The organism is Serratia marcescens, from assembly GCF_001902635.1.
In the GTDB taxonomy this organism is placed as follows: Bacteria; Pseudomonadota; Gammaproteobacteria; order Enterobacterales; family Enterobacteriaceae; genus Serratia; species Serratia marcescens_F.
The window spans coordinates 18,118-27,310 of record NZ_MJAO01000038.1; the positions used below are offsets into that span (position 1 = coordinate 18,118).

Sequence of the window (9,193 nt, forward strand, 5' to 3'; positions counted from 1 at the left end):
ATGATGCAGGAAACCGTGCTACACAAGATTGTCCGCGACAAAGCGCAATGGATCGCGGCGCGACAACAGCAACAGCCCCTGGCCGGCTTTCAGAATGACATCGTACCGAGCGAACGCAGCTTCTATCACGCGCTGCAGGGCACCCGGACGGCCTTCATTCTCGAATGCAAGAAAGCCTCGCCTTCCAAGGGGCTGATTCGCGAGAACTTTGATCCGGTGGAAATCGCCACGGTCTATAAAGATTTCGCCTCGGCGATCTCGGTGCTGACCGACGAGAAATACTTCCAGGGCAGCTTCGACTTCCTGCCGCTGGTGAGTAAAACCGTCAGCCAACCGGTGTTGTGCAAAGACTTTATCATCGATCCGTATCAGATTTACCTGGCGCGCTTCTATCAGGCCGACGCCATCCTGTTGATGCTGTCGGTGTTGACCGACGAGCAGTACCGCCAACTGGCGGCGGTGGCCCACAGCCTCAATATGGGCGTGCTGACCGAAGTGATCAGTGAAGAAGAACTGCAGCGTGCGATCGCATTGGAAGCGCGCGTGGTCGGCATCAATAACCGCGATCTGCGCGATCTGAGCATCGATCTGAACCGCACCCGTCAGCTGGCGCCGCGCGTGCCGCATGGCGTGACCGTAATCAGCGAGTCGGGCATCAACAACTACGGGCAGATCCGCGAGCTGAGCCACTATGCCAACGGCTTCCTGATCGGCAGCGCGTTGATGTCGGAACCCGATCTGCGCGCCGCCGTGCGCCGCGTGATCCTGGGCGACAACAAAGTGTGCGGTCTGACCCGTCCGCAGGACGCCGCCGCCGCTTATCAGGCCGGCGCCATCTACGGCGGGCTGATTTTCGTCGGCCGTTCGCCGCGCTATGTGGATATCACCCGCGCCCGCGAAGTGATTTCGGGCGCGCCGCTGAAGTACGTCGGCGTGTTCTGCGACGCCCTGGTCGACACCGTGGCGTTGACCGTTGAGCGCCTCGGCCTGCATGCGGTGCAATTGCACGGCGCGGAAGACCAGGCTTATATCAGCGCCCTGCGCGCCCGCTTGCCGGCCGAGTGCCGCATCTGGAAAGCGCTGAGCGTCAAAGATCGGCTGCCGGCGCGCGATCTGCAGCATGTCGATCGCTACCTGCTGGACAACGGCGCCGGCGGCACCGGCCAACGCTTCGACTGGTCGGTATTGCAGGGCGAAGATCTGACGAACGTGATGCTGGCGGGCGGCCTGCGCGCCGACAACTGCGTCGAAGCCGCCAGGCTCGGCTGCGCCGGTCTGGACTTCAACTCCGGCGTGGAAAGCGAACCGGGCGTCAAAGACGCCGCGCGCCTGGCGTCGGTCTTCCAAACCCTGCGCGCCTACTGAATACGGCTCTACATTAATAACGGATAATAACGGGAACTCTCATGACGCTGCTTAACCCCTACTTCGGCGAATTTGGTGGCCAGTACGTGCCGCAAATTCTGATGCCGGCCCTGAAACAACTGGAAGAAGCCTTTGTCAGCGCTCAGCGCGATCCGGCATTTCAGGCGGAATTTATCGATCTGTTGAAGAACTACGCGGGCCGCCCGACGGCGCTGACGCTGTGCAAAAACCTCACCGCCGGCAGCAAAACCAAGCTTTATCTGAAGCGCGAAGACCTGCTGCATGGCGGCGCGCACAAGACCAACCAGGTGCTGGGCCAAGCCTTGCTGGCCAAGCGCATGGGCAAAACCGAGATCATCGCGGAAACCGGCGCCGGCCAACACGGCGTCGCTTCGGCGCTGGCCTGTGCGCTGCTCGGCCTGAAATGCCGCATTTATATGGGCGCCAAAGACGTCGAACGCCAGTCGCCGAACGTGTTCCGCATGCGGCTGATGGGCGCGGAAGTGATCCCGGTGCACAGCGGCTCCGCCACGCTGAAAGACGCCTGCAACGAGGCGTTGCGCGACTGGTCCGGCAGCTATGAAACCGCGCACTACATGCTCGGTACCGCCGCCGGCCCGCACCCGTATCCCACCATCGTGCGTGAATTCCAGCGCATGATCGGCGAAGAGACCAAAGCGCAGGTGCTGGAACGCGAAGGCCGCTTGCCGGACGCGGTCATTGCCTGCGTCGGCGGCGGCTCCAACGCCATCGGCATGTTCGCCGATTTTATCGATGATGCCGGCGTCGGGTTGATCGGCGTGGAACCCGCCGGGCTGGGCATCGAAACCGGCCAGCACGGCGCGCCGCTGAAGCACGGCCATGTCGGTATTTACTTCGGTATGAAAGCGCCGATGATGCAAACCGCCGAAGGCCAGATCGAAGAATCTTATTCGATCTCCGCCGGTCTGGACTTCCCGTCCGTCGGGCCGCAGCACGCCTACCTGAACAGCATCGGCCGCGCCGAATACGTGTCGATCACCGACGACGAAGCGCTGGAGGCGTTCAAGGCGCTGTCGCGCCATGAAGGCATCATCCCGGCGCTGGAATCCTCGCACGCCCTGGCGCACGCGCTGAAAATGATCCGTGAAACGCCGCAGAAAGAGCAGATCCTGGTGGTCAATCTGTCCGGCCGCGGCGACAAAGACATATTTACCGTTCACGACATTTTGAAAGCACGGGGAGAAATCTGATGGAACGTTATCAGCAACTGTTCAAGCGTCTGGAAAGCAACAAGGAAGGCGCATTCGTCCCGTTCGTCACGCTGGGCGATCCTAATCCGGCGCTGTCGCTGCAGATTATCGATACCCTGATCGAAGCCGGTGCAGACGCATTGGAACTGGGCATCCCCTTCTCCGATCCGCTGGCGGATGGCCCAACGATCCAGAGCGCGACGCTGCGCGCCTTCGCCGCCGGCGTCACGCCGACCCAGTGCTTCGAAATGCTGGCGGCCATCCGCCAGAAGCACCCGACCATTCCCATCGGCCTGCTGATGTACGCCAACCTGGTGTTCCATAAAGGCATCGATGCGTTTTACCAACGCTGCGCAGAAGTGGGTGTGGATTCAGTGCTGGTCGCCGACGTGCCGTTTGAAGAGTCGGCACCGTTCCGCGCCGCCGCCGCACGCCACGGCATCGCGCCGATCTTCATCTGCCCGCCGAATGCCGATGACGATCTGCTGCGCGAAATCGCTTCGCACGGCCGTGGTTACACCTACCTGCTGTCGCGCGCCGGCGTGACCGGCACCGAAAGCCGCGCCCAGTTACCGCTGAATCATCTGGTGGACAAGCTGCGTGAATATCACGCCGCACCGCCGCTGCAGGGCTTCGGCATCTCCGAACCCGAGCAGGTGAACGCCGCGCTGCAGGCCGGTGCCGCCGGCGCGATCTCCGGGTCGGCCATCGTCAAAATCATCGAACAGCATCATGCCAACCCGGCGGATATGTTGGCCCGGCTGGCGACCTTCGTCAGCACGATGAAACGCGCCACCCAGGCGTAATTCTCGCTAGCGGGCGCCCTACCGGCGCTCGCTTTAACAGCTTGTTTCCCCTCATAGTTTGTTCCATTTATTTACAGCAGAAATTTGAACAAACCTGCATCTTGTCTCACAATTAACGTTGTTCGCCAGGCATTTCTTCGTTTGATTTGGGGAATGCGCTCGTTCCGGTTAAAAGCCGTATCGAGTTTCAACCATAACATTGCATGGAGAGTAATTTATGAAGCTTTTTAAAACCCTTTCTGCCTTGTGCATGGCAGCCGTTGTGGCGGTCGCGGTGAGCGCTTGCGCGCCGACGGCGAAATCAGAGGGAACGGGCGGCTATATCGATGACACGGTGATCACCACCAAAGTGAAATCAGCGCTGCTGGCGGATAAAAACATCAAGTCGCGCGAGATCAGCGTGGAAACCTTTAAAGGACGCGTTCAGCTGAGCGGGTTTGTTTCTTCCAGCGATGACGCCAACCGTGCGGTGCAGGTCACTCGCGGCGTTGCCGGCGTAAGATCGGTTGAAAACGTGATGCAGCTTAAATAATACCGACAGGGAGGCGCAATGCCTCCCTGCTTCAGGCTTTCATCAGAAGCGGTAACCCGCCCCGAACATGAACACCCACGGATCCAAGCGCGTATCAAAACTGTGACGATTGCCGTCCCCATCTTTGAAACGGGTTTTGGTTTCGATGTTCATCCACCACACCGACATGTTCAGCATCCAGTGCTCATCCAGGTTGTAGTCCAGGCCGGCATGCGCCGCCACGCCCCAGGAATCCTTCAGATCCAGATCGCTCAACCCGGCGCTTTTGCCGAAATCATTGAACTTTTCATCGAAGAAGGTGGTGTAGTTAACGCCGACGCCCAGATAAGGACGCAGTTTGTCCTGCTTGTCGCCGAAGTAGTATTGCGCCATCAGCGTTGGCGGCAGCTGGTGAACGGTCGCCAGATCGGTACCGCCCAACGTGACTTTGTGGCGGAATGGCGTCGCGGCCAACAACTCAACGCCGATATTGTCCGTTACCATATAACCGAAGGTCAGGCCGAGCTGGGTGTTGTTTTTCGCATCCAGCGATCCCAATCCCAACACGTTGTCCGAACCCGCATTTGGACGTACCGTCGCGGTCCCCGCGCGGAACAGGAAATCACCGGCCTGATGTGCACTTGCCAACATAGGCGCCATCATCGTCGCCAATACCACCAGAGTTGTCTTTTTCATTATCCATTCCATTTGTGTGGTTAATCTCTCGAAGGGGAATATACCTACTTTCGGGTATTTGTGATCCCATCGCGATCACATCTTATGTGTAAAAATTTAAAATCCCACTAAAAACAAGGTTACCTAACCGCTTAATAAATCGAGGATTGATCTGCATCAAAAAATCTATTTTGTTGCAAAATATCTGCATGTTCAGATTTCAGTTGCGGACAAAAATACCGCTGAGGTAATTTCATCTTCCGTGTTGGTTTTGGTTGGTGCCGTGAGGAGTCGGCGGGCAATCAAGATGAGCGAAATCCTTAATCCCTGTGTCAGCTGCGGCGCATGCTGCGGTTATTTTCGAGTGTCATTCTATTGGGCCGAAGCCGAAGACGGCGGCGGCACCGTCCCCCTTTCCTTAACTGAGCCTTTGACCCCTTTCCTGCGCTGTATGCAGGGGACCAACAGCAACTCCCCGCGCTGTACGGCGTTGGACGGCGAGATCGGCAAAGCCGTTTCCTGTTCGATTTACCTCAATCGGCCCAGCCCGTGCAGAGAGTTCGATCAGTCCGGAGAAAACGGTCTGCGCAATGAAGCCTGCGATCGCGCTCGCGAACGCTACGGCTTGCCACCCTTGCCGGTGCCCTTGCCGCTATCGTTGCCTGAGACGGCGTTCGTTGAAGAAATAGACGTAGTGCAATTCACGGGGTGCCACAGCGGCGTGGAACAGGGTACAATCACCCACTGATTTATCTCTGTTTTCTCGACGCCAAGGAGTCTGCATGCCTATCACGGCCAACGCTTTGTACCGTGACAGTTTTAACTTTTTACGCAACCAACTGGCCAGCATCCTGATGCTGGCGCTGTTGACGGCGTTTATCTCCGTGCTGCTGAATCAGGCTTTCAGCCCCGATGCCGAACAGCTGGCGACGCTCGCGGCGACCACCAGCGATTTCGCTTCGTCTACCGGCATGGGCATTCAGGACGTGATCCAGCAGATGACGCCGGAACAGCAGATGGTATTGCTGAAAGTGTCGGCTGCCGCCACTTTCTCCGCGCTGGTCGGCAACGTATTGCTGGTCGGCGGTATGCTGACGCTGATCCGCCTGGTGTCGCAAGGGCAGCGCACCAGCGCCCTGCGCGCGCTCGGCGCTTCGGCGCCCGATCTGCCGCGCCTGCTGCTGTTGCTGTTTATCTGCACCTTGCTGATCCAGCTCGGGCTGACGCTGTTTGTGGTGCCGGGTGTGATCATGGCGATCGCCTTCGCACTGGCGCCGGTGATCGCCTCCGTCGACAAGAAAGGCGTATTCGCTTCGCTCAAACTGAGCAGCAAATTGGCGTTCGCCAATGCGCGCGTGATCGTGCCGGCGATGATGCTGTGGCTGGCGGCCAAACTGTTGGTGCTGTTCATGGTCAGTCATCTGTCGGTGCTGACGCCGAACGTCGCCAGCGTGGTGCTGACCGCGTTGAGCAACCTGGTCTCCGCCCTGTTGCTGATCTACCTGTTCCGTCTGTATATGCTGCTGCGCGGCTAAACTCGGTTCAGTCAAAACTCTGGGGCACGCTTCGGCGCGCCCCTTTTTGTTTATCCTGCCACCGACGCCTCCGCCTGTTCTTTACTCTGAATCAGCTTCAGCGCCAGATACAGATCCGGCACAAAAATCAGCTCTTTGTCACGCCCCAGCCGGTTGATGCGGAACCAACGCGTCAGCTCGGTGCGGCGCCCCGCCAGCACCAGCTTGATATTACGCTGTAGCAGATCGCGTTTTAGTTCATCGATGGCCGCCAGCACGCTGATATCGGCATGGGTAAAGCTGGCCACCGCGTCCACTACCACCCAGCGCGGCTGGAACGGCGTGCCGTCCACCAGATTGAGGATGCGGCGTTTGAAGTACGCCACGTTGAAATAGGTCAACGGCGAATTGAAGCGATACATCATGACGCCGGGCACCGCCCTCACCCCGTTGTTGTTGCCCATCGAGTGGATCATGCCTTCGTCGTTGACCCCCAGCAGTTGCTCCGTCGGCCGAAACACGGTGTGCAAGAACTGCATCAGCCCCAGTAAAACCGCCAGCCCGATACCGCTGATCACCCCCACCAGCAGCACGCTGAGGAAGGTGAACATCGCCAGGCGGAAAGCCTGCGCGTTGCGACGACGCAGGATCCAGATGCCGCGAAAGTCCAGCAACGACCAGGCCGCGTACATCAGCACCACACCCAATCCCGCCACCGGAATAAACTGCAGCGGCGCCATCAGAAACAACAGGACGAAGGCGATCACCGCGGCGGCGATGATCGACACCAGTTGGCTCTTGCCGCCGTTGGCGTCGTTAACCGCAGTGCGTGAATCCGCACCGCTGATGGCGAACCCTTGCGACAGCGCGGAGACGATATTCACCAGCCCCAGCGCGCGGAACTCAGCGTCGGCGTTCACCTCATAACCATTCTTGGCGGCGAAACTGCGGGCGGTGAGCATCATGCTGACGAAACTCACCACCGCCAGGTTGAGCGCCGGGATCACCATGTCGCGCAGCAGCCCTGGCTGGAAGTCCGGCCACTGGACGATCGGCAACACGTCGCTGAAACCGCCCACCGTCACCACGCCATATTGCTGCAACCCGCACGCCCAGGTAACGAACGCCGCCAGAACGATGGCGAACAGCGGCGCAGGCCAGTTGGGGCGCCACTTTTTAAACCCGATCAGCGTTACCAGCGTCAACAGCGACACCGCCATGGTCAGCCAGTCGCTGTGCAGCAGGTTGCCCGGCAGCGCGTAGATGCGCTCGATCAGCTGCGCCGGACGCATCGTAAACCCCAGTACCTTACCGATTTGATCGACGATAATGGTCAGCGCCACGCCGTTTAACAACCCGCTGAGGATCGGTCGCGACAGCAGATCCGCCAACGCCCCCAGCTTGAAGCGGCTGGCCAGCAAACACCAGCCCCCCATCATCGCGGTCATCATGACGGTCAATTGCCAATGGCGCTCCATGTTGCCGGCCGCCAGTGGCGTCACCACCGCGGCGATCACCGCGCAGGTGGCGGCATCAGGCCCGACGATCAGCTGGCGCGACGAGCCGAACAGCGCATAGGCCACCATCGGCAAGATACAGGAATAGAGCCCCACCACCGGGCTGACCCCGGCCAACTCGGCATAGGCGATAGCCACCGGCAAGGCGACGGCGGCGACGGAAAGGCCGGCGCGAATATCCGGCTTGAGCCAACTGCGTTGATACCCCAATAAATGCGTCAAACCAGGCGCCAGAGCCTGGAGAGATTTCCACTGCATGCTGTTTTCCGCGATAAATTATCTGGTTATTATTACACTTACTATGCGACCTGCGGCCGGCTCTGGCAATGCGCCTGCGCCTTCTTGCGTAAGTTTATGCAAATTCCTGCTTTCGCGGCAGAAATCCGCCGGCCAAACACCGATAATCGGCAACGCCCGGCGGTACACAGAGCTCGCCGAATCCGGTATAGTCGGCCGATGAACAGATGATGGATTGATTTATGAAGCAGTTTCTTGATTTCCTCCCGTTAATTGTCTTTTTCGCTTTTTACAAGCTGTACGACATTTATGTCGCTTCCGGCGCCTTGATCGTCGCTACCGCGCTGGCGCTGGTGTTCACCTGGGTGAAATATCGCAAGGTCGAGAAGATGACGCTGATCACCTTCCTGATGGTGTTGGTGTTCGGCACCCTGACGCTGGTGTTCCACAACGATTTGTTCATCAAATGGAAAGTGACGGTGATTTACGCACTGTTCGCGCTGGCGCTGCTGATCAGCCAGTGGGTGCTCAAAAAGCCGCTGGTGCAGCGCATGCTGGGCAAAGAGCTGACGCTGCCGGATAAAGTATGGAGCAACCTCAACCTGGCCTGGGCGGTGTTTTTCCTGGCCTGCGGCCTGGCGAACATCTATGTTGCCTTCTGGCTGCCGCAAAGCGTCTGGGTCAATTTCAAAGTCTTTGGCCTGACGGTGCTGACGTTGGTATTCACCCTGCTCAGCGGCATCTACATTTACCGGCACATGCCGGAAGAACAGAAAAAATAGTTACAAAATTGTTAATGCCTGCGGCGCTTGCCGCGGGCAGTATGATGTTATTCCCTCCTTTTAAAAGCAGACTGCTATGACACAACAACGACCTTTACCCAGCGGCGAGCTGGTGCTGCGCACGCTGGCGATGCCGGCCGATACGAATGCCAACGGCGATATTTTTGGCGGCTGGCTGATGTCGCAAATGGACATCGGCGGCGCCATCCAGGCAAAAGAGATCGCCGAAGGGCGCGTGGTGACCGTACGCGTGGACGGCATGACCTTCCTGAAACCGGTGGCGGTAGGCGACGTGGTTTGCTGCTATGCACACTGCATCCGCACCGGGCGCAGCTCGATCACCATCAATATCGAAGTGTGGGTAAAGAAAGTGTCTTCCGCCCCGATCGGCCAGCGCTACCGGGCGACCGAAGCGGTGTTCACCTACGTAGCAGTCGATGCGGAAGGCAACTCGCGCGCGCTGCCTGAGGGGAAAATGAATTTCCGCGTCGGCTTCGAAGAATAAACCGACGGCTATACCGTTAATGCAAAAAAAGGGTCGCCGAGGCGACCCT

The 9,193-nt window shown here is 58.8% G+C and carries 10 protein-coding genes; 8 read left to right on the plus strand and 2 right to left on the minus strand.

Annotated elements, in window-relative coordinates; translation table 11 throughout:
• Positions 1-3: 3 nt before the first annotated feature.
• From trpCF to BHU62_RS23200, 4 genes are all read left to right on the plus strand, one after another.
• A complete protein-coding gene (gene trpCF / locus BHU62_RS23185) occupies positions 4-1,365 on the plus strand; it encodes a bifunctional indole-3-glycerol-phosphate synthase TrpC/phosphoribosylanthranilate isomerase TrpF (RefSeq protein ID WP_078062106.1) in 1,362 nt (453 codons plus the stop codon).
• Positions 1,366-1,406: 41 nt separating this feature from the next.
• Positions 1,407-2,597, plus strand: a complete 1,191-nt coding sequence (gene trpB / locus BHU62_RS23190) for a tryptophan synthase subunit beta (RefSeq protein ID WP_073534757.1) — start codon at positions 1,407-1,409, stop codon at positions 2,595-2,597.
• Positions 2,597-3,403, plus strand: a complete 807-nt coding sequence (gene trpA / locus BHU62_RS23195) for a tryptophan synthase subunit alpha (RefSeq protein WP_073534758.1) — start codon at positions 2,597-2,599, stop codon at positions 3,401-3,403. The genes trpB and trpA overlap by 1 nt, the downstream gene beginning before the upstream one ends.
• Positions 3,404-3,620: 217 nt before the next feature.
• Complete coding sequence (locus BHU62_RS23200) at positions 3,621-3,935, plus strand: BON domain-containing protein (protein WP_073534759.1); 315 nt, start codon at positions 3,621-3,623, stop codon at positions 3,933-3,935.
• Positions 3,936-3,977: 42 nt separating this feature from the next.
• On the opposite strand, the gene ompW is transcribed toward BHU62_RS23200, so the two are convergent.
• Entirely contained in the window at positions 3,978-4,610 is a 633-nt protein-coding gene (gene ompW / locus BHU62_RS23205) for an outer membrane protein OmpW (protein ID WP_088776083.1), read from the minus strand.
• Between the two features lie 286 nt (positions 4,611-4,896).
• Here ompW and BHU62_RS23210 point away from each other — a divergent pair, with 286 nt between their 5' ends.
• Positions 4,897-5,337 carry a YkgJ family cysteine cluster protein gene (locus BHU62_RS23210; RefSeq protein WP_073534761.1) on the plus strand — a complete coding sequence of 147 codons (441 nt, stop codon included), beginning with the start codon at positions 4,897-4,899 and terminating at the stop codon, positions 5,335-5,337.
• Positions 5,338-5,371: 34 nt separating this feature from the next.
• Entirely contained in the window at positions 5,372-6,124 is a 753-nt protein-coding gene (locus BHU62_RS23215) for a YciC family protein (protein ID WP_073534762.1), read from the plus strand.
• Between the two features lie 50 nt (positions 6,125-6,174).
• Here BHU62_RS23215 and BHU62_RS23220 read toward each other — a convergent pair whose 3' ends face one another.
• Positions 6,175-7,878 (minus strand): SulP family inorganic anion transporter, encoded by a 1,704-nt coding sequence (locus BHU62_RS23220; RefSeq protein ID WP_073534763.1) that lies wholly within the window; start codon positions 7,876-7,878, stop codon positions 6,175-6,177.
• 221 nt (positions 7,879-8,099) lie between these two features.
• On the opposite strand from BHU62_RS23220, the gene BHU62_RS23225 reads away from it, so the two are divergent.
• Both BHU62_RS23225 and yciA read left to right on the plus strand, forming a co-directional pair.
• The gene (locus BHU62_RS23225) at positions 8,100-8,639 is read left to right on the plus strand and encodes a septation protein A (protein WP_004932082.1); all 540 of its coding nucleotides are present in this window, start codon (positions 8,100-8,102) and stop codon (positions 8,637-8,639) included.
• Positions 8,640-8,715: 76 nt separating this feature from the next.
• Complete coding sequence (gene yciA / locus BHU62_RS23230) at positions 8,716-9,144, plus strand: acyl-CoA thioester hydrolase YciA (protein ID WP_004932085.1); 429 nt, start codon at positions 8,716-8,718, stop codon at positions 9,142-9,144.
• Positions 9,145-9,193 lie beyond the last annotated feature (49 nt).